At 36.6% G+C, this 24,320-nt stretch carries 23 protein-coding genes; 12 read left to right on the plus strand and 11 right to left on the minus strand.

Going from position 1 to position 24,320, the window contains the following annotated elements:
- Positions 1-314 precede the first annotated feature (314 nt).
- Both carB and rpmH read right to left on the minus strand, forming a co-directional pair.
- Complete coding sequence (gene carB / locus AC5SR4_RS01370) at positions 315-3,167, minus strand: carbamoyl-phosphate synthase large subunit (RefSeq protein WP_495357749.1); 2,853 nt, start codon at positions 3,165-3,167, stop codon at positions 315-317.
- 112 nt (positions 3,168-3,279) lie between these two features.
- Positions 3,280-3,441 carry a 50S ribosomal protein L34 gene (rpmH, locus tag AC5SR4_RS01375; protein ID WP_208152809.1) on the minus strand — a complete coding sequence of 54 codons (162 nt, stop codon included), beginning with the start codon at positions 3,439-3,441 and terminating at the stop codon, positions 3,280-3,282.
- 259 nt (positions 3,442-3,700) lie between these two features.
- Between rpmH and AC5SR4_RS01380 the strand changes: the two genes are divergently transcribed.
- Positions 3,701-4,279 carry a tetratricopeptide repeat protein gene (locus tag AC5SR4_RS01380; RefSeq protein ID WP_495357750.1) on the plus strand — a complete coding sequence of 193 codons (579 nt, stop codon included), beginning with the start codon at positions 3,701-3,703 and terminating at the stop codon, positions 4,277-4,279.
- A 6-nt stretch (positions 4,280-4,285) separates the two neighbouring features.
- Here AC5SR4_RS01380 and cls read toward each other — a convergent pair whose 3' ends face one another.
- From cls to AC5SR4_RS01395, 3 genes are read right to left on the minus strand one after another with little or no spacing between them, the layout of a single operon-like run.
- Positions 4,286-5,740, minus strand: a complete 1,455-nt coding sequence (gene cls, locus AC5SR4_RS01385) for a cardiolipin synthase (RefSeq protein WP_495357751.1) — start codon at positions 5,738-5,740, stop codon at positions 4,286-4,288.
- The gene (locus AC5SR4_RS01390) at positions 5,740-6,669 is read right to left on the minus strand and encodes a lytic transglycosylase domain-containing protein (RefSeq protein WP_495357752.1); all 930 of its coding nucleotides are present in this window, start codon (positions 6,667-6,669) and stop codon (positions 5,740-5,742) included. The genes cls and AC5SR4_RS01390 overlap by 1 nt, the downstream gene beginning before the upstream one ends.
- Positions 6,670-6,704: 35 nt before the next feature.
- On the minus strand, positions 6,705-7,370 hold the full coding sequence (locus AC5SR4_RS01395; RefSeq protein ID WP_495357753.1) for an alpha/beta hydrolase: 666 nt from the start codon (positions 7,368-7,370) through the stop codon (positions 6,705-6,707).
- A 168-nt stretch (positions 7,371-7,538) separates the two neighbouring features.
- Between AC5SR4_RS01395 and AC5SR4_RS01400 the strand changes: the two genes are divergently transcribed.
- The gene (locus AC5SR4_RS01400) at positions 7,539-7,835 is read left to right on the plus strand and encodes an N-acetyltransferase (RefSeq protein ID WP_495357754.1); all 297 of its coding nucleotides are present in this window, start codon (positions 7,539-7,541) and stop codon (positions 7,833-7,835) included.
- A 94-nt stretch (positions 7,836-7,929) separates the two neighbouring features.
- Here the strand turns inward: AC5SR4_RS01400 and AC5SR4_RS01405 are convergent, their stop codons facing one another.
- Together AC5SR4_RS01405 and mtaB are read right to left on the minus strand one after the other, a co-directional pair.
- Positions 7,930-8,433 carry a hypothetical protein gene (locus AC5SR4_RS01405; protein WP_495357755.1) on the minus strand — a complete coding sequence of 168 codons (504 nt, stop codon included), beginning with the start codon at positions 8,431-8,433 and terminating at the stop codon, positions 7,930-7,932.
- Between the two features lie 281 nt (positions 8,434-8,714).
- The gene (mtaB, locus tag AC5SR4_RS01410; protein WP_495357756.1) at positions 8,715-10,049 is read right to left on the minus strand and encodes a tRNA (N(6)-L-threonylcarbamoyladenosine(37)-C(2))-methylthiotransferase MtaB; all 1,335 of its coding nucleotides are present in this window, start codon (positions 10,047-10,049) and stop codon (positions 8,715-8,717) included.
- Between the two features lie 157 nt (positions 10,050-10,206).
- On the opposite strand from mtaB, the gene AC5SR4_RS01415 reads away from it, so the two are divergent.
- Positions 10,207-11,769: an ABC transporter substrate-binding protein gene (locus AC5SR4_RS01415; RefSeq protein WP_495357757.1), complete on the plus strand. Its 1,563-nt coding sequence runs from the start codon at positions 10,207-10,209 to the stop codon at positions 11,767-11,769.
- On the opposite strand, the gene AC5SR4_RS01420 is transcribed toward AC5SR4_RS01415, so the two are convergent.
- The 3 genes from AC5SR4_RS01420 to AC5SR4_RS01430 all read right to left on the minus strand — a co-directional run bounded on the left by AC5SR4_RS01420 (position 11,766) and on the right by AC5SR4_RS01430 (position 13,688).
- Positions 11,766-11,981 carry a hypothetical protein gene (locus tag AC5SR4_RS01420; protein WP_495357758.1) on the minus strand — a complete coding sequence of 72 codons (216 nt, stop codon included), beginning with the start codon at positions 11,979-11,981 and terminating at the stop codon, positions 11,766-11,768. The two genes, AC5SR4_RS01415 and AC5SR4_RS01420, sit on opposite strands and share 4 nt — an antisense overlap.
- Positions 11,982-12,115: 134 nt before the next feature.
- Positions 12,116-13,291 carry a GlmU family protein gene (locus AC5SR4_RS01425; RefSeq protein WP_495357759.1) on the minus strand — a complete coding sequence of 392 codons (1,176 nt, stop codon included), beginning with the start codon at positions 13,289-13,291 and terminating at the stop codon, positions 12,116-12,118.
- A gap of 145 nt (positions 13,292-13,436) precedes the next feature.
- Positions 13,437-13,688, minus strand: a complete 252-nt coding sequence (locus tag AC5SR4_RS01430; RefSeq protein WP_495357760.1) for a type B 50S ribosomal protein L31 — start codon at positions 13,686-13,688, stop codon at positions 13,437-13,439.
- Between the two features lie 157 nt (positions 13,689-13,845).
- Between AC5SR4_RS01430 and AC5SR4_RS01435 the strand changes: the two genes are divergently transcribed.
- The 7 genes from AC5SR4_RS01435 (at position 13,846) to AC5SR4_RS01465 (ending at position 20,994) form a co-directional block, all read left to right on the plus strand.
- Positions 13,846-14,361 (plus strand): DUF4199 domain-containing protein, encoded by a 516-nt coding sequence (locus AC5SR4_RS01435; protein ID WP_495357761.1) that lies wholly within the window; start codon positions 13,846-13,848, stop codon positions 14,359-14,361.
- Between the two features lie 42 nt (positions 14,362-14,403).
- Positions 14,404-15,354, plus strand: a complete 951-nt coding sequence (locus tag AC5SR4_RS01440; protein ID WP_495357762.1) for a glycosyltransferase family 2 protein — start codon at positions 14,404-14,406, stop codon at positions 15,352-15,354.
- Positions 15,355-15,443: 89 nt separating this feature from the next.
- Positions 15,444-17,174, plus strand: coding sequence for a phospho-sugar mutase (locus AC5SR4_RS01445; protein ID WP_495357763.1), 1,731 nt, complete (start codon positions 15,444-15,446; stop codon positions 17,172-17,174).
- Complete coding sequence (locus tag AC5SR4_RS01450; RefSeq protein ID WP_495357764.1) at positions 17,174-19,003, plus strand: ABC transporter ATP-binding protein; 1,830 nt, start codon at positions 17,174-17,176, stop codon at positions 19,001-19,003. Before AC5SR4_RS01445 ends, AC5SR4_RS01450 begins: the two co-directional genes overlap by 1 nt.
- A gap of 295 nt (positions 19,004-19,298) precedes the next feature.
- On the plus strand, positions 19,299-19,841 hold the full coding sequence (locus tag AC5SR4_RS01455; RefSeq protein WP_495357765.1) for an RNA polymerase sigma factor: 543 nt from the start codon (positions 19,299-19,301) through the stop codon (positions 19,839-19,841).
- A gap of 92 nt (positions 19,842-19,933) precedes the next feature.
- Complete coding sequence (locus AC5SR4_RS01460; protein WP_495357766.1) at positions 19,934-20,437, plus strand: hypothetical protein; 504 nt, start codon at positions 19,934-19,936, stop codon at positions 20,435-20,437.
- A 104-nt stretch (positions 20,438-20,541) separates the two neighbouring features.
- Entirely contained in the window at positions 20,542-20,994 is a 453-nt protein-coding gene (locus tag AC5SR4_RS01465) for a sensor of ECF-type sigma factor (RefSeq protein WP_495357767.1), read from the plus strand.
- Between the two features lie 27 nt (positions 20,995-21,021).
- Here AC5SR4_RS01465 and AC5SR4_RS01470 read toward each other — a convergent pair whose 3' ends face one another.
- The gene (locus AC5SR4_RS01470) at positions 21,022-22,068 is read right to left on the minus strand and encodes a WD40/YVTN/BNR-like repeat-containing protein (protein ID WP_495359140.1); all 1,047 of its coding nucleotides are present in this window, start codon (positions 22,066-22,068) and stop codon (positions 21,022-21,024) included.
- A gap of 108 nt (positions 22,069-22,176) precedes the next feature.
- On the opposite strand from AC5SR4_RS01470, the gene AC5SR4_RS01475 reads away from it, so the two are divergent.
- On the plus strand, positions 22,177-23,391 hold the full coding sequence (locus tag AC5SR4_RS01475; RefSeq protein ID WP_495357768.1) for an RsmB/NOP family class I SAM-dependent RNA methyltransferase: 1,215 nt from the start codon (positions 22,177-22,179) through the stop codon (positions 23,389-23,391).
- A 20-nt stretch (positions 23,392-23,411) separates the two neighbouring features.
- Positions 23,412-24,275, plus strand: coding sequence for a fructosamine kinase family protein (locus AC5SR4_RS01480; RefSeq protein WP_495357769.1), 864 nt, complete (start codon positions 23,412-23,414; stop codon positions 24,273-24,275).
- Positions 24,276-24,320: the final 45 nt, after the last annotated feature.

The following is a 24,320-nucleotide window of genomic DNA, read 5'->3' on the forward strand; positions in this document are numbered from 1 at the left end:
CCGGGAGGAACGATTCATTTCATGGGAGGAATGATTTTTTCGTGGTTCTGGGTCATTATTTTTAGGGAGGAATGATTTTTTTCCGGGAGGTGTCATTTTTATGTGGTTCCCTGCCATTTTTTACTGGTTACCTATGATTTTTTTATGGGATGTGCCATTTTTTTGCGGGAGGAATCATTTTTTTGTGGTAACGAATGATTTTTTTTATGGGAGGAACGATTTTTTTATCGTAGGACGTTACACACGAATGCCATCAATGTGTTTTACCCGTAGCGCCTGCCTGTCTGCCGACAGGCAGGCGCTACGCGGTACAATTATTTACTCAAATACATTTTACGTCTGGCATACAAATCGTAAAAGGCATCGTCTTTTAAGCTTTCTATAAACAAAATGCTTTCTCCTGTACTCTTCATTTCGGGTCCTAACTTTTTATTTACATTCGGGAACTTATTGAATGAGAATACGGGTTGCTTAATGGCATAGCCCTCTAATTTTGGATTAAAGTTAAAGTCTTTAATCTTTTTATCACGCAACATAACCTTGGTTGCATAATTTACGTAAGGTTCTCCATAGGCCTTTGCAATAAACGGTACTGTTCTAGATGCTCTTGGGTTGGCCTCGATAATATAAACGGTATCGTCTTTAATAGCAAACTGAATATTAATCAGTCCCACCGTATTCAATGCCAAGGCTATCTTTTTAGTATGATCCTTAATCTGTTGCATCACCAAATCACCTAAGTTAAATGGTGGTAAGGTAGAGTTACTATCTCCAGAATGGATACCACAAGGCTCTATATGTTCCATAATACCTATAATATACACCTCATCGCCATCGCAAATTGCATCTGCCTCTGCTTCAATAGCGCCATCTAAATAATGGTCTAACAAGAGTTTGTTATTGGGTATGCTTTGTAACAGACTTACCACATGTTCTTCCAGTTCTTTTTTGTTGATTACAATCTTCATGCCTTGACCTCCCAATACATAAGATGGCCTTACTAAAATAGGGAAGTTTAGCTTATCTGCTACCGCCAAAGCCTGGTCGGCAGTTTCAGCCGTATCAAACTCTGGGTAAGGAATGTTATTCTCTTTTAATAGTGTGGAAAAGCTCCCACGGTCTTCCGCCAAATCCAACGATTCAAAGCTGGTTCCTAATATCTTGATACCATATCTTGATAGTTTTTCAGCAAGCTTTAAAGCTGTTTGTCCGCCCAACTGTACAATAACGCCCTCTGGTTTTTCGTGCTTAATAATATCGTAAATATGCTCCCAAAATACGGGTTCGAAATAGAGCTTATGGGCCGTATCAAAATCGGTTGAAACCGTTTCAGGGTTACAGTTAATCATAATGGTTTCATAGCCACATTCCGCCGCCGCCAATACGCCGTGTACACAACAGTAATCGAACTCAATACCTTGTCCAATTCTATTAGGGCCCGATCCCAGTACGATGACTTTCTTCTTATCGGACACCACACTTTCATTATGTGCATAACGGTTACCGTCTGCCGTTTCCATATCACTTTCAAAGGTTGAATAGTAATAAGGTGTTTGCGCTTTAAACTCGGCAGCACAGGTATCAACCAGCTTGTATACACGGTTAATGCCCATGGCTTCACGCTTATTGTATACCTCACTTTCTAAACAGCCTAGCATGTGCGCTATTTGTCGGTCGCCATACCCCTTCTGCTTTGCTTCCAACAATAAATCCTTTTCTATGGTATCTATGGTATACGTTGATATTTCCTTTTGAAGCAGATACAATTCTTCATATTGCTTTAAGAACCACATATCAATCTTAGTGATTTCGTGGATACGACTTAACGGAATGCCCATAGCAATGGCATCATAAATTATAAACACACGGTCCCAAGACGCATAGGTTAGTTTCTCTATAATTTGATCGTAATTCTTGTTTTCTTTACCATCGGCTCCCAATCCGTTACGCTTAATTTCCAAAGACTGTGTAGCTTTATGAAGTGCTTCTTGGAAGGAACGCCCAATACCCATTACTTCTCCAACCGATTTCATTTGAAGTCCCAATGTTCTATCAGACCCTTCAAACTTATCAAAATTCCATCGTGGTATTTTTACAATCACATAATCCAGGGTCGGTTCAAACAAGGCCGAAGTAGATTTTGTAATTTGGTTTTGCAATTCATCTAAATGATATCCAATTGCAAGCTTGGCTGCTATTTTTGCAATGGGGTACCCCGTAGCTTTACTTGCCAGTGCCGAAGAACGTGATACACGTGGATTGATTTCAATGGCTATAATATCTTCCTGATCATCGGGCGATACCGCAAACTGTACGTTACATCCCCCTGCAAAATCGCCAATACTGCGCATCATATGGATGGCCATATCACGCATTTTCTGGAAGGTTTTATCGCTCAAGGTCATAGCCGGTGCCACGGTTATGGAGTCTCCTGTATGAATTCCCATTGGGTCCATGTTCTCAATAGAACAGATAATCACCACATTGTCGTTGGCATCCCTTAGCAACTCTAACTCATACTCTTTCCAGCCAATTAGGGCCTTATCAATCATCACCTCATGGATGGGCGATACCTCTAAACCTCGGGTTAACAACTCATCAAAATCTTCTTCTCTATATACAAAGGAAGCGCCGGCACCCCCTAAGGTAAACGATGCACGTATTACCAATGGAAACCCAAATTCTTGGGCAATTTCCTTACCTTTTAAATACGAGGTGGCTGTTGCCTGTGGTGCCATGGGAATACCTATTTTAAGCATTAATTCCCTAAACTTTTCCCTATCTTCGGTAATGTTTATGGCATCTATATCTACACCTATAATTTCTACATTAAAATCCTCCCAAATGCCTTTTTCATCTGCTTCTATACACAAGTTTAAAGCGGTTTGCCCACCCATGGTTGGCAAAACGGCATCAATTTGTGGATGTTCTTTCAATATTTTAATAATGGACTTGGTGGTTAATGGTAACAGGTACACATGATCGGCCATGGAAGGGTCTGTCATGATGGTTGCTGGGTTGGAATTAATTAAAACCGTTTCAATCCCATCTTCTCTAAGCGATCTTAAAGCCTGGGTTCCAGAGTAATCAAATTCACATGCTTGCCCTATAACAATAGGACCCGATCCAATTATTAATATAGATTTAAGTTTTGAATTTTTCGGCATTTTTAATGTTTATATGTTGTATTATAATAGGTTACAAAAATAGTAATCAAATGATATAAAAAAAGGCGTTACACCTAAGTAACACCTTTAAAATATTAACAATTGTTAATCATTATTTCTTATGTCTTGCTTCAGATGATACAGACAATTTCTTTCTACCTTTAGCCCTTCTTCGAGCAAGTACTTTTCTTCCATTAACAGAAGCCATTCTTTCTCTAAAGCCATGTTTATTTCTTCTCTTTCTCTTAGATGGCTGAAATGTTCTTTTACTCATTATCTTATATCTTTAAAATCTGAATTGTACTTTAATCTTGATTTATTTGGGTTTCTCCAAAACTGAGCGCAAATATACAAAGAGTTTTTACTTTGGCAAATGTTATTTTAAAATATTTTATATTAGATGTTAGACCGCTTTGTTGTTAGATTTTAGACCACTTAGCTACTAGAATTTTGATAAAAATTTAGTTTCTTTGCATTGAAATTCAAATACAGAGGTAAAAAGACGTCTGTAAGCACACATTAAACTAAATAAAATGTACAATAAAATTATAAAACTTATCATTGCTCTGGGGATTTTTGCATATGCTATCTATCAATTTACCGAGGGGAACATTGGCAATGGTATTATGTATGTGTTACTATCTTTAATTTTTGTGTTTCTATACTTTAAAAATGAATTCATTTTATTGGCATTCCTTAGGTTACGTAAACAAGACTTTGAAGGCGCCAAGAAATGGTTAGATAAGATTAAGAATCCTGAAACTGCTTTGGTAAGAAAACAACAAGGTTACTACAACTACTTGCACGGCCTGATGGTTTCGCAAACCAACATGAATGAAGCCGAGAAATATTTTAAAAAGGCTATTTCTTTGGGATTATCTATGAGTCATGATTTGGCTATGGCTAAATTAAACCTTTCTGGCATTGCATTTTCTAAACGTAGAAAACAGGAAGCACAAAAACTTTTATCGGAAGCACAGAAACTAGATAAACAAGGGGTACTTACCGATCAAATAAAGATGATGAAGGAAAACATGAAGCGTTCGCAAATACCCAACCAACATTTTGGTACAGGCGGTTCTATAAGACAACAAAAAAGAAGAAGCCGTTAATATATTTTAAAGCAAAGGCGCCCACAAACGACAATAAGATTCTTTTAATTTTTTAATTTTTGGACGCTGCTCCCATTGCTTTAATGTTATTTCCTGACTGTCTTTAATATCTGCTAAGAACTGTTTTTTTAATGCCTTAGATACTGCTACATCATAGATTAGCGCATTGATTTCAAAATTGATATTAAAACTTCTGTAATCTAAATTGGCCGTGCCTACCGAGGCAATCATATCATCTATAACTTGTGTTTTGGCATGTACAAAACCTTTAGTGTACCTATATATTTTTACATTGGCTTCTAACAATGCCTGCAAATAAGAATTTGTTGCATGATTGGCTATCCAAGAATCGGAATTTTTAGGAATTAATATACGTACATCTACACCACTTTTTGATGCTATTTGCAATGCTGTAAGCACTTGCTCGTTAGGTATAAAATATGGCGTGGAGATGTACACATAATCATCGGCTGTATTGATTGAGGTCAATATGGCCTCCATTATATTGGCACGATTGGTATCGGGCCCGCTGGCTGCTATTTGTACTTTTGTTTCATTATTTAAATTAATTTCCGGAAATAAGTTTTCGGTGATTTTAATACGGCTATTGGACACAAAATCCCAAGTGGTTAAAAAGTGTATTTGAAGCAGCTTAACAGCTTCACCAACAATCCTTAAATGGGTGTCACGCCAAAACAGTTTGTCATTTTCATAATTCACATAATTATCTGAAATATTGATACCGCCCACATAGCCTATTGTACCATCTATAATAACTATTTTTCGGTGGTTCCTATAGTTCATCTTGCTGGTAAACTTAGGGAAGAACACAGGCATAAAAGGATAAAATATCACGCCACTGGCTTTTAATTTTCTCTCTGCCTTTGTAGAGAGATCGCTTCCTACATAATCAAAACTTAAACGCACGTTTAAGCCTTCTTCTGCTTTTTTACAAAGGGCGTCTATAATTTTGTTGCCAATAGTGTCATCCTTAATAATATAATACTCAAGGTGTATATGGTCTTTAGCAGCTTCTATATCTTTTAATAAATATTCGAACTTCTCATTACCATTTACAAGTATGGTAATATTGTTATGTAATGTTAAAGGGGCGTTTTCTGTACTGTGAAGTAATTTTACTAGCTTGATTTTATCGTGTAAATCGGCATCTATTTCCTTTCGTTCGCTCTTTTTAAGCTCAAATGCTTTGTTTATTTTTTTTACCAGGTCCCGATTTAAAATATGCTTTCTGTTAAATATTTTGTTCTTTCTATATTCCTGGCCAAATAAATAGTAAACAATGATACCCAAAAACGGAAAAAAGACCAAAACAATGATGTACGTCAGTGTTTTGGCCGGGTTTATGTTTTTTAACAGGATGGTTAATGCTGCCAAGATGCCAACTGCATAGTTTAAAACTATGATTAGGGTCCAAATGTTTTCTTTAACAAATTCTAGCATTAAGGCTGCACAGTATAATAACCTTCTTTTGGAATATCAATTTCGTATAGCTTTCTAGACTTATTGTTAAGCTTTGGCTCTCTTAACCACGGGTTATGGATTTTTAATATTTTATAATTAATACCAAAATTCTCAGCAAATTTAGTAAAATCGGTTACAGCCGTATCTACCTCTACTTTAAAGGTTGGAATGTTATTGTACAAATCCTTTTCCCGGAAATTAAAACCATATTTTGCTGGATGCGATAGAATTTCTTTAAGAGCAACAATCCTAAAAATATAGCGTCCTGTTTCTTCTCCCAATAGCAAATCGTAATAATCTGTTACATTTTGCTCTTCCAAACGTCTTGAAATACCTGCATTGCCTGCATTATAGGCTGCTGCTGCCAAGGTCCATGACCCTAAATCCTCTTTAGACTTCAATAAGTACTCACAGGCCACTTGGGTAGATTTTTCTAAATGGTACCTTTCATCTACATTATCATTAACCTCCAATCCGTTTTCCTTTGCTGTAGAAGGCATAATTTGCCAAACGCCCCTGGCACCTGCTGGTGAAACGGCATTTGTTAAACCACTTTCTATCACGGCTAGATATTTAAAATCATCTGGAACACCATTGGCTTCTAAAATGGGCTCAATGATTGGAAAATACTTTTTGGCGCGTTTAAACATGAGCAAGCCATTGGATTGCCAATACGTGTTCACTAGCAGTTCTCTATCCATACGTTCTAAAATATCCGGATTTTGAAGCGGCATGGGTTCTCCTGCAAACTCCAGGTTGTTGGGAACTTGCAGTGCATAAACATTGTAATCGTTTATTAATTTTTTCTCAAAATTTTCATCGGTTGGCGCATCTTGGAGGGCATAAATAAATAACGCGCATAAACTTAATAATCCCACAAACGCCAGAGCTTTTTCTATAATCTTCATTTTTAAAAAGTTTTAATTAAAGGTAAAAATTTTGTTCAGTTCTTTAAAATAATACGTGGTAAATTTTCATTGAACCATTTATATTTATTCAGAATCATAATATGCGTACCACCTTTTATAGTAATACAATTGGTAATCTTCTTTATTGGGAATACCAGGTCGTTAGCCCCATGGATATGTACCATGTTTTCTGGAGGCAATTCCTGCTCCCAACAAACCATTTGCTCTATGGCCCAACTTAAGTATTCACTGTTGTTTACAGACAGGTACTTCTTGTACAGTTCTAACCGTCTACTAACATTGTTACCGAACACATACTTTGCTATAACGTCTATTTTACTTGCCAATTGTGTGGGCATTAATTTATAGGCTTTGGTGGCTTTTGCTATTAACATATGGTTGGGCAATTCCTTTTTACTTTTAACGCTTGAAACTATAATAAGCTTTCTTACGGACACATATTTTCGCATTTCCTGAACCAAAACACCCCCAAAGGACACCCCCAACAAAACCACAGCATCATGCTTGATGTTTTTGGACATTCGAAACGCATAATCGCTAAGCGACTCGTTACCTACTGGCACTAACCATTCCAGATAGTGCAATTGAAATTGGTCTTCGGGCAATTTTATGTATTCGAAGATTTTTGGGCTGGCTGCCATTCCTGGCATTAAATACACGTGTATAATATCTTTATTCATTAATTGGACTTTGCACAAATTAAAAAAATAGCTATAATACTTTATCTTATAAGGGATTAACTATCAATTTACTTTATATTAACGATTATTTTTTATAACTTTGCAAAACAAATTTATATAAATAGTATTCACTATTTTGAAGTTTCCTAAGAAATTAAAAAAAATATCATGATTGATGCTGCAGAATTAATTGACAATGATTTTTTACGTCAATTTGAATTAAAAGTCAACGACCACCTAGCTAAAATTGAATACTCTTTACAAGAAAGAAAGATTTTTTTAACAAAGCTAGTTATTCCTGAAGAAATTTATGATGAAACCTTTAGCAAAGAATTTTTAGCTGCTGTGTTTGAACAAATTGAAGAGCGCAATCTAAGCGTAGTACCCACAAGTCCTGATATTGCTAAGTTTGTACGAAGCAATAGAAAATATAAGCGCATGCTACCCGTAGGCGTTAGAATATAATTTACGGATTAAAACAACTAACAAAAGGCCCAGAACTTTAAGTTCTGGGCCTTTTGTTTTAACCGCACGGCAATATATTATGGTAATATAAAAATTAAAGTTTCGTGTAAACCAATATTAAATCTTTGGTAGCCACAACCTCGGTATGGGCCTCGTTGTATATGGCTACGGCATTTTTAAACACCCTAGTTAACTGATTGCCTTCCACTGTTGCCACAGTATCATTAATAATAACGGCATTGTTACTTTTAGTAAAAGATGTGGCGTAACCAATCACGCCTTCTGTATCACACACAACATCAAAAGCATATTGATCTGTGCTATTATCTACTAAGGTGATACCAATATTATGATTAAAAGTAGCGTTTGATGCAACTACATTACCTTCAAAAACCAATGTTTCATTGTTCTCACAATCAATTTCATCTAAAAGATTGGTGCTGGTAATGGTGTCGTTATTCAAATCGGCGGGTAAGTTAACCGTCCAAGTGGTTAATTTCCATGTACCTTCTATTGAGGGTTCAACAGATTCTGTGGTACAGCTTGTTAGCACATTAAGTGCGAATACAATACATAAGGTTAAAATGGTAGGTTTCATACAATTTGGGATTATATGGGATAAATGTATTGCTGCCATCCCAATTTGAAGAATAAAAACGCTTAAATGCCTTATATTTCGGATAAAGTCATTAACACCCCTTAAAAAAGCTCATAAATAAATTTAACACAATGTATCTACTACACGAGCGAGTACTAGTCTACTACACGGGGGAGTACCAGTCTACTACACGAGCGAGTACCAGTCTACTACACGGGGGAGTACCAGTCTACTACACGAGCGAGTACCAGTCTACTACACGGGGGAGTACTAATCTACTATTAAAGAATATGTTGGTCTAGCACTTGAATGAAGTCAAACCGAACCAAACCATCATCATCTATTTTGGTAAGCGTAACATCGTGCAGCGTATTTACCAATTCAGGATTCCAAGGGGCTTTTACTTTTACATAGTTTTCGGTAAAGCCATAAATGTAGCCATCTTTATTTTCACCTTCAAACAATACAGTGCGCGCACTGCCTATTTGGCTTTCGTAAAACGCACGACGCTTTTTAACAGATAACCCTCTAAGCATTTTACTGCGTTTGCTCCTTACATTAGCAGGTACTACCCCATCCATTTTAGCAGCTTCGGTATTGTCTCTTTCTGAATAGGTAAAGACATGCAAATATGAAATATCCAATTCGTTAAGAAAATTATAGGTTTCAAGAAAGTGTTCGTCCGTTTCCCCAGGAAAGCCCACTATAACATCTACGCCAATACAGGCATGTGGCATAACATCACGTATCTTAGCAACCCTATTTACATAAAGTTCCCGTAAATAACGGCGCTTCATTTTTTTTAAAATCTCGTTGCTGCCACTTTGTAAAGGGATATGAAAGTGTGGCACAAAAGCTCTGGACTTAGAAACTAAATCTATCGTTTCATCTTTTAAAAGATTGGGTTCTATAGAAGAAATCCGTAAACGCTCTATGCCTTCCACTTTATCTAATTCGGTAACCAAATCCAAAAACGTATGTTCGTGCTTTTTATTACCAAACTCACCTTTACCATAATCGCCAATATTAACACCGGTTAGAACAATTTCCTTGATGTTTTGGTCCGAAATTTCTTGGGCATTTTTAAGTACGTTTTTCATAGTATCGCTTCGCGAAATACCACGTGCCAAAGGAATGGTGCAATAGGTGCATTTGTAATCGCAACCATCCTGTACCTTTAAAAAGGCACGGGTTCTATCTCCAATGGAATAAGAACCAACATAAAAATCGGCCTCTTCAATCTCACACGAATGCACTTCACCAAAATCATTTTTGGAAAGATCGTTCAGATAATCTGTTATCTTGAACTTTTCTGTGGCGCCAAGTACCAGATCTACACCATCAACAGCTGCCAATTCTTGTGGTTTTAATTGGGCATAGCACCCAACAGCCGCCACAAAAGCATCTGGATTAACCCGCTGTGCTTGCCTAACTATACTTTTAAAGCGTTTGTCTGCATTTTCGGTTACCGAACAGGTATTAATTACATAAATATCTGCCATTTCTGAAAAATCAACACGATCGAAACCTTCACTCGTAAAGCTTCGTGCTATGGTAGATGTTTCTGAAAAATTAAGCTTACAGCCTAAGGTATAAAATGCAACTTTTTTTCTCATTTGTTCTTTAGTCGTTTCCTCTTGGGTGGAAAACTCATTATCTTTACCTTCGTCCTTTAAAAGGACCGCAAATTTACAACTTATTAATGATATGATAAAACCAATTACATCACTTAATAGATTACTATACTTCTATTTACCAATAAGTTGCATAATAATGGTTTTTATATCTTGTGAAAAGAGATCCAAAAACCAAAACGACACCCTTGTTTTTAGATATAATGAACACAAAAATATCGGATCGTTAGACCCTGCTTTTTCTAAGGACATTGCAGATATTTGGGCCACCAACCAATTGTTTAACGGTTTGGTTCAAATGGACGACCAACTAAACGTTAAGCCTTGTATTTCAAAGCAATGGACCATATCTGATGATGCTCGTACTTATGATTTTACATTGCGCGACGATGTCTATTTTCATAAGCACATCTTGTTTGGAAAAGATTCCACTAGAGTTGTTAATGCCAGCGACTTTGAGTATAGTTTTAACAGGCTATTGGACAAGTCGATTGCCTCACCTGGCAGTTGGGTTTTAAATAAGGTTGAAAGCTTTCGTGCGGTTAACGATACCTTATTTCAAATACAACTAAAACAACCATTCCCCGCATTTTTAGGGTTATTGACCATGAAGTACTGCTCGGTAGTTCCTAAAGAAATTGTAGACCACTATGGCAGCGATTTCAGGGCCCACCCCATAGGCACAGGGCCCTTTAAATTTAAACGTTGGGTAGAGAACATTAAGCTAGTATTTAGGAAAAATACCAACTATTTTGAAAGCGATGCGAAAGGCCAGCCGCTCCCCTATCTTGAAGCAGTTGCCATTACCTTTTTGCCTGATAAGCAAAGTGAATTTTTACAGTTTGCACAAGGTAACATTGATTTTGTTACAGGATTAGATGCCTCTTATAAAGACGATATCTTAACAGCTAGCGGTCAACTTCGCGATGTGTATACTAATACTGTAAATATGATTCGCGGTCCGTATTTAAATACTGAGTATTTAGCCTTTTTTTTAGATTCCGATATTCCAGAAATACAGTCTGACCTCATTAGAAAAGCCGTAAACTATGGCTTTGATAAAAATAAAATGATGATCTATCTACGAAACGGTGTTGGTATTCCTGCCAATGGTGGTTTTATCCCTAAGGGGCTTCCGGGTTATAGTGCCTCTATAGGCTTTACATACCAACCCGAAAAGGCTAAACAATTGGTAGCACAGTTTAAAAAAGAAACGGGTATTCAAAACCCTGAAATCGCTATCACCACTACTAGCAATTACCTGAGTTTTTGCGAATACATACAACGAGAACTCCAAAAAACAGGATTGCTTGTTAACGTAGACGTTATTCCACCAGCCACCTTAAAAGACGCCAAAGCAAATGGCAAGCTCAGCTTGTTCCGCGCCAGTTGGGTAGCCGATTATCCTGATGCGGAAAACTACTTGTCTCTATATTATAGCAAGAACTTTGCTCCCAATGGTCCCAATTACACCCATTTTAAGAATGCACTGTTCGACACATGGTATGAGCAAGCATTTACAGAAACCAATACTAAAAACCGTGAAGCACTTTATACTAAGATGGATTCTCTAATAATGCAAAAAACACCTGTAGTACCTTTGTTTTATGATGAAGTAGTACGTTTTACAAGGAAAAATGTAAAGGGATTGGGCATTAACCCCATTAATTTATTGGATTTAAAACGGGTTAAAAAGGACTAACCTTTATTTTCAAGATGATTTCCTATATCGTCTATCTCATCTTTTACCAAAACCACTTGTTTCTTCCATCTGTTCTCTAAAAAATGATAAAACCCCCAAACTGCAAGCAACCCAATGGGTATGCTCAATAAATTAATTCCATAATTATTGTCCCAATCCAGCCCCCAATAAAACACATAAATATCCAATAAGAGCAAGACAACCCCAAACACAAAACCAGCAGCATAATAAACAACAACACTAATTATAGCATACAGTCATTTGCTTTGTTTAAATTCTTCAGCTAGGTCATAAAACCGTTTACCAATAAAATAAATCAATAAAACTCCTAACATATAATATTTTTTTAGTTGCGTCGGTATTTTTTGGTTTCCTCAAAAACATGCTCCAAAATAGCCTTGTCCTGTTCAGTTAAGGCTATACCACGCCTGGACATGACAACCTCGGCAACCTCAAACGATTTTTTAGTTAGGTAGGTGGTAAAACCACTGCTACCACCCCATGAAAAGCTTGGTACAAAATTCCTGGGGAAACCACTACCAAAAATATTGGCACTTACCCCTATTACTGTACCCGTATTAAACATGGTATTGATACCGCATTTACTATGGTCGCCCATCATAAGGCCACAAAACTGTAAGCCCGTTTTAGCAAAGTTCTCTGTTTGATAATTCCACAAACGCACCTCTGCATAATTATTCTTCAAGTTAGAATTATTTGTATCGGCCCCTAAATTACACCATTCGCCCAAAACAGAATTCCCTAAATAGCCATCGTGTCCTTTATTAGAACAACCAAACAGCACCGAATTATTGATTTCGCCACCAACCTTACAGTAAGGCCCCACCGTTGTGGGTCCGTAAATTTTAGCGCCCATTTTTACGATAGCCCCTTCACATAAAGCCAAAGGTCCACGTATGGTGGTACCTTCCATAATTTCAGCATTTTTTCCAATGTAAATAGGCCCCTTAGATGCATTAAGGGTTATAAATTCTAAACTAGCACCCGCTTCTATGAAAATATTTTCGGGTGATATAACATGATTACTGGCCGGAATTGCTTTTGAAGTCCTGCCTTTGGTCAATAACCCAAAATCTTCCTGTATAGCCTCTCCGTTTTTAGAAAAAATATCCCAAGTATATTCTATTTTTATAATATCATCATTAAACTCCAAAGCTTCATAAGTATCAAAATCTATGGCTTCTTGGGTGTCCTTTGTATAAAAAGCAATAACATCCTCATCTTTAAAAATAGCTTGGTTTTCCTGTAAGCCTTTTATCATTTCCACCAGCTCAAAGTTTGGCAAATAGGAAGCATGTATCATGATATTCTCATCCATTTCCACCATGGGATATTTTTCAGAAAGGTAATCTTCCGTTACTGTTGTAGTTGTAGTATCTAAAAAAGTTTCCCATTTTTCACGTATGGTTAAAATTCCAACACGTATATCGGCCACTGGGCGAGTAAATGTAAACGGCAATAAATTGTTGCGGAAAGGACCATCAAAAAGGATGTAGTTCATCTGGAAGTTAAAAGTTAAAAGTTAAAAGTTAAAAGTTGCTATCACTTCTACCTAAAACTTATGGTTTAAACAAAAATAGCTGAATTAGATATAATAAAAAAGCCTTTCAGTTACGAAAGGCTTTAAAATATATTTAAATTTAAGCTTATTTATTAAACTTAGCGTATTTGTTTTTAAACTTATCAATACGACCAGCAGTATCTACCAATTTAGATTTACCAGTATAGTAAGGGTGCGATGTTCTAGAAATCTCCATTTTAACTAGTGGATACTCAACACCATCAACCTCAATAGTTTCGTTAGTATTCGCTGTAGATTTTGTTAAGAACACGTCATCGTTAGACATATCTTTAAATGCTACAATTCTATAATTTTCTGGATGTATACCTTTTTTCATCGCGTAAAGCTTTATATTCTTTTCAATTTTGGAAGTGCAAAAATAAGTAATTTTTATAAATTCACAATACTTTTTTATATTTTTTATTGTCTGTTTAAATGTAACGAATTACTATCTTTGATTACTAACTGTTCAACTAACAAATAAACACATTTAAATGGAAAAATCTTTAAAATCGGTAGCCACCAACTATGGGTTATACTTAGGCATACTATCAATCTCAATTATAATAATAATGTATGCCTTTGATTTAGAAAAAAACTGGATAATTAGCTCAGTAAGCTTTATTGGAACTATTTTAATTTTTGTCTATGGAATAATAACATATAAGAAAACTAATGATGGTTTTTTAAAATTTGGAGAAGCAATTAAATTAGGCCTTGCAATTGCTGCAGTTGGAGCTGTTGTTACTGCAATTTATACTTACTTTCATTATTCTTATATCCAGCCTGAATTTATAGATAACATAAGAGAACAATCATTAGAAAAAATGATGCAACAATCTCCCAATTTAAAAGGAAAAGAAATTGAAAAAGCAATAGAAATGACCAATATGTTTACTTCTCCTTTTGCTATGAGCACTTTTACTTTAATTGGAACATTAGTACTAGGCATAATTATATCACTCATTACTGGACTAATTTTAAAAAAGGAAGATCAAATGCTTAAATAAATTCAGTATTTTTGAAGCATGAACTTATTGAAAGCGTTTTAAATGAATATATCAGTAGTCATACCACTACTTAACGAACAAGACTCTTTAATAGAATTACATGATTGGATTGCAAATGTTATGCAGTCCAATCATTTTTCATATGAAATTATTTTTATTGATGATGGTAGTACTGATAATTCTTGGCAAATAATCACTCAACTATCGGCAAAAAACAATTGTGTTAAAGGGATTCGTTTCTTAAAGAATTTTGGAAAATCCCAAGCCCTACATGCTGGTTTCGACAAGGCCAAAGGTAACGTGGTGATAACCATGGATGCCGACTTACAGGATAATCCGGACGAAATTCCAGAACTTTATAACAGCATTATTAAAGATGGCTTCGATTTAGTGTCTGGTTGGAAAAAAATACGCTACGATTCTGTTATTGCAAAAAACCTACCCTCAAAGTTATTTAATTGGGCCGCAAGAAAAACATCGGGTGTAAAACTGCACGATTTTAACTGCGGTTTAAAAGCCTATAATAGCAATGTTGTTAAAAACATTGATGTTAATGGCGAAATGCACCGCTACATTCCCGTCCTGGCCAAAAATGCTGGGTTTACCAAAATAACCGAGAAAGTTGTAAAGCACCAAGCCAGGAAATATGGCGAAACCAAATTTGGCATGAACCGCTTTGTTCATGGTTTCTTAGATTTAATTACTATTTGGTTTTTATCCCGCTTTGGCAAACGTCCCATGCATTTATTTGGAGCCCTAGGGGTCATTATGTTTGCCATAGGCTTAGGTTTTGCTGTTTATCTTGGCATTGACAAATTGTTTTTAAACCCTTATGGCCGACTTATTACGCAACGACCACAATTCTATATTGCCTTATCTACTATGGTCATAGGCACCCAGTTTTTTGTTGCTGGCTTTCTAGGAGAAATCATATTGCGAACAAAACAGGACAAAAAACGCTATTTAATCAAAGATGAATTAAATTTAAATTAATAACTTTAAAACAGTTTCGTTTTCTACCTAATGCCTACTTTTATTATATTGCAATTGCTTACTTTTGAAACATATTTTTTTAAGACATCATGATACATATTGAACCCAAAATTTTAGATAGAATCAATACTTGGCTAACCCCAACGTTTGATGAAAACACTCAAACTTTCATAAAAGACAGTATTGCAAACAACCCGAAAGAGATTCAAGAAAGTTTTTATAAAGATCTAGAGTTTGGTACTGGCGGTATGCGTGGCATTATGGGTGTAGGCACTAACCGCATTAACAAATATACACTTGGAAAAAGCACACAGGGTTTAAGCGACTACCTTCATAAATTATACCCCAACGAAACTCCAAAAGCCGTTATTGCATACGATTGTAGGCACAACAGTAAAACCTTGGCAAAGGTAGTGGCCGATGTTTTTTCCGCAAATGGTATTGAAGTTTATTTGTTTGAAGATTTACGTCCTACACCCGAACTATCTTTTGCAGTAAAGCACCTAAACTGCCACTGTGGCATTGTACTAACAGCTTCACACAATCCACCAGAATACAATGGCTATAAAGTCTACTGGCAAGATGGTGGCCAATTAGTGCCCCCACATGACGATGCTGTTATTAAAGTTATTAATAGCTTACAGTATAGCGATATTAAATTTGAAGCCAACAATAGCCTAATACATTACATTGGAAAAGATATTGACGATATTTTTATCAACGAATCCGTTAAAAATGGTAGCATAGCTGCTTCAAAAGCAGCCAAAGACCAATTAAATATTGTATTTACATCGCTTCACGGCACCTCCATAACGGCCGTACCCGAAACCTTAAAACGTGCTGGCTTTAAAAATGTACACATTGTTAAAGAGCAAGAAGTTCCTGATGGGGATTTTCCAACAGTAGCCTCTCCAAACCCAGAGGAACCTGCTGCCTTAAAAATGGCCCTGGAACTGGCAGAAAAGGTCAATGCCGATATTGTTATTGGCACCGACCCAGATTGTGACCGCTTGGGTGTTGCTGTTCGTAATTCTGAAAACAAATTACAATTGCTTAACGGAAACCAAACCATGGTGATGATGACCGATTTTTTATTAAAACAATGGCAATCGGAAGGCAAAATTCAGGGCAAGGAATTTATAGCCTCAACCATCGTGTCTACTCCCATGCTAAATAAATTAGCCAACGCTTATAAAGTAGATAGCAAAATTGTACTAACAGGGTTTAAATGGATTGCCAAGCTTATTAAAGACTTTCCTGAGCTTAATTTTATTGGTGGTGGCGAAGAAAGTTTTGGATATATGGTTGGTGATTTTGTTCGTGATAAGGATGCCGTAACCTCAACACTGCTTGCTTGCGATATTGCCGCTTATGCTAAAGCCAATGGTAGCTCCTTTTACGAAAAACTAATTAAGCTTTACGTAACATATGGCTGTTACAAAGAAAAATTGGTGTCGCTCACTAAAAAAGGTATTGAAGGTGCCCAAGAAATTACACAAATGATGATTGATGCCCGCGAAAATCCTGTTACAAGTATTAATGGTTCTAAGGTTGTTAAGATTGAAGACTATCAATCATCTACCGTTAAGCATTTATTAACAGGAACGGAGCATCCTATCGACATTCCTAAATCCAATGTATTGATCTATTACACCGAAGACGGTAGCCAAATAGCCTTAAGACCAAGTGGTACAGAGCCAAAAATAAAGTTCTATGTTAGTGTGAACACACCAATGAAATCGGTAGCCGACTTTAAAGCAACCGAAGCACTATTGGATGCCAAGGCCGAAGCTATTTTAAAAGACATGAACCTTATTTAATGAATCAATTTATAAATATCCTCAAGTATGCCAAGCCCTATAAACGGTATGCATTAGGACATATTGTGTCCAATATACTATATGCACTGTTTGGTGCTTTATCATTTATTGCCTTAATACCTATGCTTGACATACTATTTGAGCAAAAAACCAATAAAACGGTATTAGTAAAGCCCATTTACACGGGCATTTCCGATTTAAAGGATTTCTATAAAGACTACTTGGCTTACCAAGTGAACCTGTATGCAGAAAACGATCCACAAAAGGCCTTACTCTTGGTGGTAGGCCTTATTATTGTTTTGTTTCTTCTAAAGAACATCTTTGGGTATTTAGCAAACTATTTTATGGTATTCTTAAGGAATGGCGTGGTACGCGATTTAAGAAACCGGGTTTACAAAAAAACAGTAGAGCTGCCACTTTCCTATTTTTCTGAGCAAAAAAAAGGCGATATCATGGCGCGTGTTACCAACGATGTGTCCACCTTACAATATTCTATGCTACCCGTGTTAGAGCTAATAGCAAGAGAACCGTTAATGATTATTTTTACCATCATTATGATGCTTATCATTAGTGCCAAGCTCACCCTTTTTGTGTTTATTTTCATTCCATTGTCGGGAGTAGTAATTTCCAGAGTGGGCAAGAGCCTTAAAAGAAAATCAGATCGTGTTCAAAACGAGCAGGGTAACATCTTATCCATCTTAGAAGAAACACTAACTGGCTTACGCATCATTAAAGGTTTTAATGCTGAAGGTAAATTCGATGCTAAATTCAAAGCATCGTCGGCACGTGCTTACCACTTTTCAAATAAATTGTTAAACCGGCAAAACTTGGCCTCACCTACCAGTGAATTTTTGGGCATTTTAGTCATTTCCATCCTATTGTGGTATGGAGGACAATTGGTACTTGTAGACGATTCGCTTGATGGCAGTTCCTTTATCGCTTATATGGGGCTTGCATATAATATCATGGTACCCGCCAAGGCCATTTCCCGAGGGCTTTATAATATTAAGCAAGGTAATGCAGCAGCCGAACGTATCCAGGAAATCATCGAATCTCCTAACCCTTTAAAAGACAAGAAAAATGCTTTAGATAAAGAGGGCTTTCATTCTGAAATCGTATTTGAAAACGTATCATTTAAATATGAAAACGATTATGTTTTAAAGAATTTCTCATTAACCATTCCCAAAGGTAAAACTGTGGCTTTGGTAGGACAATCCGGTAGTGGAAAATCTACCATTGCCAACCTCATCACCCGGTTTTATGATGTTAATGAGGGGCGTATTTTAATAGACGGTCAAGATATTCGCGATCTTACCACTCGGTCTTTAAGACAACAACTAGGTATCGTTACCCAAGACGCCATCCTGTTTAACGATAGTATTAAAAACAACCTAAAACTAGGAAACGATAACGCCACTGATGAAGCCGTTATTGAAGCGCTAAAAATTGCCAACGCCTGGGAATTTGTAAAAGACCTTCCCAATGGTATAGATACCAACATAGGCGATTCTGGTAACAAGTTGTCTGGTGGTCAAAAACAACGCTTAAGCATTGCCCGTGCCGTGCTTAAAAGCCCCCCCATTATGGTATTGGATGAAGCCACTTCGGCCCTAGATACCGAAAGCGAACGCTTAGTACAAATAGCCTTAGAGAACATGATGAAAAACAGAACCTCTATCGTTATTGCGCACCGCCTGTCTACCATACAAAATGCTGATGATATTGTGGTTCTAAACAAAGGGGAAATTGTAGAAAAAGGCAAGCATAATGAATTAATCGCTAAAAAAGGCGTTTACCAAAAACTCGTGGAAATGCAAAGTTTCGAGTAAATAACACATACCATTATAAAAACAAAAAAGGATAACGATTTGGGCTGTTATCCTTTTTTTTTGTTCTGTTAGACTTGGGGACGACTAACTTCATAAGTAGGTTTCTTGAAGCAAACTTAAAACAAAAAAACATATTGTACAAGAAAAAACGCATTTTATCGATATTAATTTACACTTAATCGATGTTTTTATTTATAACATTCTGTTTATCAATATTTTAAAAATTAATAAAATTTTAGCCTTATGCACCTTAAACTTTTAGTACATTTATTGGTCTAATTTGTAAAGTATTTTTGTGGTTGACGAAGTACAATTGTTAGAAAACCTGAAATCTGACAAACATAAAGAGCAAGCTTTTAGAGAATTAATGACGCTTTATAAAGAGCGGTTGTATTGGCATATTAGAAATATAGTAAAATCACATGACGATACTGATGATGTCCTGCAAAACACATTCATAAAGGTTTACAAAAATATTAATAACTTTAAGGGCGACAGTAAATTGTTCTCGTGGATGTACCGCATTGCAACCAACGAATCTATTACATTTATAAATAAAAATGCCAAACGGCTACAAACAACCAATGAAGCTGTGCAATTATTGGCCATCAATAATTTAGAGGCCGATGTGTATTTTGAAGGCGATGCCATACAGTTAAAATTACAAAAAGCCATTGCTACATTGCCACAAAAACAACAAATTGTTTTTAATATGAAGTATTTTGAAGGCATAAAGTTTAAGGATATGTCTGATATTTTAGAAACCAGTGAGGGGGCTCTAAAAGCATCCTATCATATAGCCACTAAAAAAATTGAAGCTTATTTAACTAAAAATTAAACCTTTAGCCTAAAATAAAGTCTCATTAATATATAAAACATCCGTAATGAAGATTATTACGAATATATAAGAAGAGCAAAGAGCGTAGAGAAATGAAAAAAGGAACATTACATACTATCAAAAAATCAGGATTTAAAGCTCCAGATAATTACTTTGATACTTTAGAGGATAAGCTTATAACCGAAATAAAGTTAAAAGAAGCAGCCCATACTAGTGGCTTTACTTTACCCAATTCATATTTCAATACCTTAGAAGATACCATTTCCAACAGGATTGAAGCTGAAAAATCAGTTAAAGTCATTTCCATCTTACGCAGCAAACGTTTTATATATATATCAAGCGTTGCCGCCACAGTATTACTGCTAATTACCCTAGCCATTAATAAATTTAAAGCAACCCCCTGGAGCAACTTAGATTCCGAAACGGTTGAAAATTATATCATTAATGAAAATGTTGTAGACTCTTATGAAATTGCAGCATTAATAGAAGAAGAAGACCTTGTTGAAACCGAGTTTGTGCAGTATAATTTGGACGAAGAAGCGGTAGAAACATATTTAATAAATAATTTAGATATTGAAGACTTAATTGTTGAATAGTGAGCAGACCTGCCTGCCGGCAAGGCAGGGAACAGAGAGAAGAGAACAGAGAGAAGAGATTAGCAGCAAAGGGTCTAATATCTAGTATCTAAAAACACATACAAATGAAAAAGATAATTACATTATTAGTATTTTTTATCGCCTTTAACAGTTTCTCCCAAACAGGAGATAGTAAAAGGGACAGAATACAGTCACTTAAAGTATCTGTATTGTCTAAATGGCTGCAACTAACAGAAAGTGAAGCCCAACAATTTTGGCCCATTTACAATGCCTACGACAAAGTAACTTTAAAAATAAAACTTGACGAAATTCATAAAATACGTCGTGAGGTTAAAGACCATGCCAATACCATGTCTGATAAACGAGCCAGTGAGCTTTTAGTACAACTTAAAAGTGCAGAATCCAGATTATGTGAAGAAAAAAATAAGCTAAACAATAAATTACAGAACGTGCTATCTCCCAAAAAAATCATTCTGCTCAAGATTGCAGAAGATGACTTTAAAAAGAAACTCATGCATCTGTTCAAGAAAATGAAACAGGAAGATCATAAAAAATAAATTACAGGGGGCATATTGCTCCCTTTTTTATTCTTTAAAAGTAAGTTTTGATATGCGTTTAGCTCCCGCAGCATAAGCCACACTATCATTTAAAAACCTAATCGTATAAAAACTTTCATCACTTAAATGCTTCCATGTATTACCAGCATCATGGCTGTAATCCACACCCTTAAAACCAACAACCACCAATTCCTTGCCTGCTCTACCTGGCATATATTGCACACAACTTCGGTAACCCGGAGGTTGATTATCGGCAACTACCTGCCAGGTTTTGCCGCCATCACTAGTTCTTATTTTATTAGCGCTATTGGTATCAGGGTTTGTATAATCACCCCCAATAGCAAATCCATTTAAAGCATCATAAAAATCTATCGAATAAATACCTTCAGTATCACCCGCTTGCACCATAGGTGTTTTAATCATACTCCAAGTGACACCCCTATCCTCAGAATAATAAATATTACCACCAGTAGTAGCCACCCAAGCCTTATTACCTAGCAGTTTTATATTAGTGTTACTGGCCGCAAAAGCGCCTTCATGGGGTTCGGCTTTTGGCAAAACTTTACAAGGCAATTTATGCCATGTTTGTCCGCCATCTCTGGTTATGATAATCGACAAGCATCCATTCATACTGTCACCAACAGCCATACCCTCCATATCATTCCAAAACGCCATAGCATCATAAAAAACACCCGCTCCTGTTTCTTTGTAAACCAGTTCCATACTACCTGTATCACCTGTTTTGTACAACAGTGCCGGGTTGGCTATACTCAACATAAAAAAATCATTACTAGTATGTGCCACAGCCCGAAAGTGCAAATTCAAGGAGTCGTAAGTGACCACCGATGTTTGCCACAAATCCTTTTTAGGATTGTACAAACCAAAAGTTCCATTGTTAGCCGCAAAGGACAAACTCCCATCGTTCAATATGTCTATGGCCCTTACACTTAAAAGGGAATCCTCTAAAATGGTTTCAACTTTTATTTGATTAAAATCCCTTGGAATAATCGATTCCTTATTTCCACAGGAACTTAAAACAACAACAAACAGACTTATAAGAGCAAAGCGTTTCATCACTACCTAACTATTAATTTTCAGGAAAGATAAGTCTATTCATTCTAATAATAAAACATTCGCGTATTCGTAGCAATTAACGTAACTTTGCATCCTTAATAAAACATCATGCGGTTACATAGAAACTTATGCTTCTCGGTTATAGACGGTTTAACTTTAATTTTTAACGAAGGCCTGTATGCCGACAAAGTGATACAACAGCTCCTAAAGCGTGATAAGCGTTGGGGAAGTCGCGATCGAGCGTTTGTTGCCGAAACCACTTATGACATTGTACGCTGGAAACGCCTGTACGCCGAAATTGCAGAAGTTAAAGAACCTTTTGATCGTGACAACCTTTGGCGCATATTTGCCGTTTGGGCCACCCTTAAAGGTATTAAGTTACCCGATTGGAAATATTTTGAAAATACACCTACACGTAAAATAAAAGGGCGCTTTGATGAACTTTCCAAGATTAGAAAGTTTAAAGAAGCCATCCCCGATTGGATGGACGCTATGGGCGAGAAAGAGTTAGGCAATACCGTTTGGACCAAAGAAATAGCGGCATTAAATGAGCAAGCCGACGTTATTTTAAGGGTTAATATCCTTAAAACAAGTAAAGAAAAATTACAGGCCGAGTTATTCGACTTGGATATAGAAACCGAATTTATAAAAGGCTACCCCCAGGCCCTAAAACTTAAAGAACGCACCAATGTATTTCAAACCGAAGCTTTTAAGAACGGGCATTTTGAAGTACAAGATGCATCCTCACAGTTGGTTGCCGATTTTTTAGAGGTACAACCTGGTATGCGGGTGGTAGATGCCTGTGCGGGTGCGGGTGGTAAAGCCTTGCACATTGCTTCGCTTATGGAAAACAAAGGGCAAGTGATAGCCTTGGATATTTATGCAAACAAACTGCATGAATTAAAGCGCCGTGCCAAACGCAATGGCGTTCACAACATAGAAACCCGAGCCATCGAATCTACTAAAGTTATTAAAAAACTTTATGAAAAAGCAGATCGCGTTCTAATCGATGCACCTTGCTCCGGATTAGGCGTTTTACGCAGAAATCCAGATGCTAAATGGAAATTACAACCCGACTTTATTGAAACTATTAAAACCACCCAGCAGGAAATTTTACAGCAATATTCCAGAATGGTAAAACCTGCAGGCAAACTGGTGTATGCCACATGTTCCATATTACCTTCAGAAAATCAGGAACAAGTTGACTCCTTCTTAAATTCAGAAGATGGTAAAGGTTTTAAACTGGTAAAAGACCATAAAGTGCTGGCACATCAATCCGGGTACGATGGGTTTTATATGGCCTTGTTGGCTAAGGGTGACTAAGTTGAATTACTTATTTTTATATGCTGATTCCAGAATTCAAAAACTACATCGCTAAACTGTTACAAAGCCCAATCACAAGTTGGCAAAGCCTGTCCGGTGGCGATATTTCCCAAGCCTATAAAATAACCACCCCAAAGTATGCCTATTTTCTTAAAGCACATCAAGGGACCAATGCCCTTAACATGTTTAAAGCCGAAGCTTATGCCTTAGAGCACATTCGTAACACAAACACCATTAAAACACCACAAGTTATAGCGTGTAACCACTTTCAAGGCACATCATTCTTAATTATGGAATATGTAGAAAGCAAATTGCCCACATCACAGGATTTTGAAACCTTGGGAATGCAACTGGCTGCCCTACATCATGTTACTACAAACACATTTGGGCTGGAACAAAACAACTTTATCGGGAGTTTACCCCAAAGCAACATGTCTCATAATAATTGGACCGACTTTTATATAGAGGAACGCCTACTGCCACAACTTCAATTGGCAAGAGAAAAACAATTACTATCCCATAGTGATTGTCCGTCACGCACGCGCATGCAAGATGCCTTAAAGCTTCTATGCAAGGATATCGTACCAGCCTTATTACATGGCGACCTATGGAGTGGCAACTATATAATTGCCACCAATGGCACCCCTTACCTTATAGACCCTGCTATGTATTACGGGCACCACGAAGTAGATATAGCCATGACCAAGTTATTTGGTGGCTTTGGTAATGCCTTCTATGTAGCCTATCACAATATCCATCCTCAAGATGCCTATACAGCAGCACGCATAGATATGTATCAGCTCTACTATCTATTGGTCCACTTAAATTTGTTTGGTAGCTCTTACTATCAATCTGTTACTAGCATCCTAAAAAAACACTTTTAAATACTATTGTTGAAAATACTGTTAATAATCAACAATGCTTTCGCA

The organism is Aestuariibaculum scopimerae (genome assembly GCF_059428085.1).

What these genes read in the sequence shown, in the direction of transcription:
- AC5SR4_RS01445 (WP_495357763.1), top strand. Translation starts at nt 15,444, where the DNA reads ATGATACATATTGAACCCAAAATTTTAGATAGAATCAATACTTGGCTA.
- AC5SR4_RS01475 (WP_495357768.1), top strand. Translation starts at nt 22,177, where the DNA reads ATGCGGTTACATAGAAACTTATGCTTCTCGGTTATAGACGGTTTAACT.
- mtaB (WP_495357756.1), bottom strand. Translation starts at nt 10,049, where the DNA reads ATGAGAAAAAAAGTTGCATTTTATACCTTAGGCTGTAAGCTTAATTTT.
- AC5SR4_RS01435 (WP_495357761.1), top strand. Translation starts at nt 13,846, where the DNA reads ATGGAAAAATCTTTAAAATCGGTAGCCACCAACTATGGGTTATACTTA.
- AC5SR4_RS01460 (WP_495357766.1), top strand. Translation starts at nt 19,934, where the DNA reads ATGAAAAAAGGAACATTACATACTATCAAAAAATCAGGATTTAAAGCT.
- cls (WP_495357751.1), bottom strand. Translation starts at nt 5,740, where the DNA reads ATGCTAGAATTTGTTAAAGAAAACATTTGGACCCTAATCATAGTTTTA.
- AC5SR4_RS01415 (WP_495357757.1), top strand. Translation starts at nt 10,207, where the DNA reads ATGGTTTTTATATCTTGTGAAAAGAGATCCAAAAACCAAAACGACACC.
- AC5SR4_RS01465 (WP_495357767.1), top strand. Translation starts at nt 20,542, where the DNA reads ATGAAAAAGATAATTACATTATTAGTATTTTTTATCGCCTTTAACAGT.
- AC5SR4_RS01480 (WP_495357769.1), top strand. Translation starts at nt 23,412, where the DNA reads ATGCTGATTCCAGAATTCAAAAACTACATCGCTAAACTGTTACAAAGC.
- AC5SR4_RS01405 (WP_495357755.1), bottom strand. Translation starts at nt 8,433, where the DNA reads ATGAAACCTACCATTTTAACCTTATGTATTGTATTCGCACTTAATGTG.
- AC5SR4_RS01470 (WP_495359140.1), bottom strand. Translation starts at nt 22,068, where the DNA reads ATGAAACGCTTTGCTCTTATAAGTCTGTTTGTTGTTGTTTTAAGTTCC.
- rpmH (WP_208152809.1), bottom strand. Translation starts at nt 3,441, where the DNA reads ATGAGTAAAAGAACATTTCAGCCATCTAAGAGAAAGAGAAGAAATAAA.
- AC5SR4_RS01425 (WP_495357759.1), bottom strand. Translation starts at nt 13,291, where the DNA reads ATGAACTACATCCTTTTTGATGGTCCTTTCCGCAACAATTTATTGCCG.
- AC5SR4_RS01390 (WP_495357752.1), bottom strand. Translation starts at nt 6,669, where the DNA reads ATGAAGATTATAGAAAAAGCTCTGGCGTTTGTGGGATTATTAAGTTTA.
- AC5SR4_RS01395 (WP_495357753.1), bottom strand. Translation starts at nt 7,370, where the DNA reads ATGAATAAAGATATTATACACGTGTATTTAATGCCAGGAATGGCAGCC.
- carB (WP_495357749.1), bottom strand. Translation starts at nt 3,167, where the DNA reads ATGCCGAAAAATTCAAAACTTAAATCTATATTAATAATTGGATCGGGT.
- AC5SR4_RS01440 (WP_495357762.1), top strand. Translation starts at nt 14,404, where the DNA reads ATGAATATATCAGTAGTCATACCACTACTTAACGAACAAGACTCTTTA.
- AC5SR4_RS01450 (WP_495357764.1), top strand. Translation starts at nt 17,174, where the DNA reads ATGAATCAATTTATAAATATCCTCAAGTATGCCAAGCCCTATAAACGG.
- AC5SR4_RS01380 (WP_495357750.1), top strand. Translation starts at nt 3,701, where the DNA reads ATGTACAATAAAATTATAAAACTTATCATTGCTCTGGGGATTTTTGCA.
- AC5SR4_RS01430 (WP_495357760.1), bottom strand. Translation starts at nt 13,688, where the DNA reads ATGAAAAAAGGTATACATCCAGAAAATTATAGAATTGTAGCATTTAAA.
- AC5SR4_RS01400 (WP_495357754.1), top strand. Translation starts at nt 7,539, where the DNA reads ATGATTGATGCTGCAGAATTAATTGACAATGATTTTTTACGTCAATTT.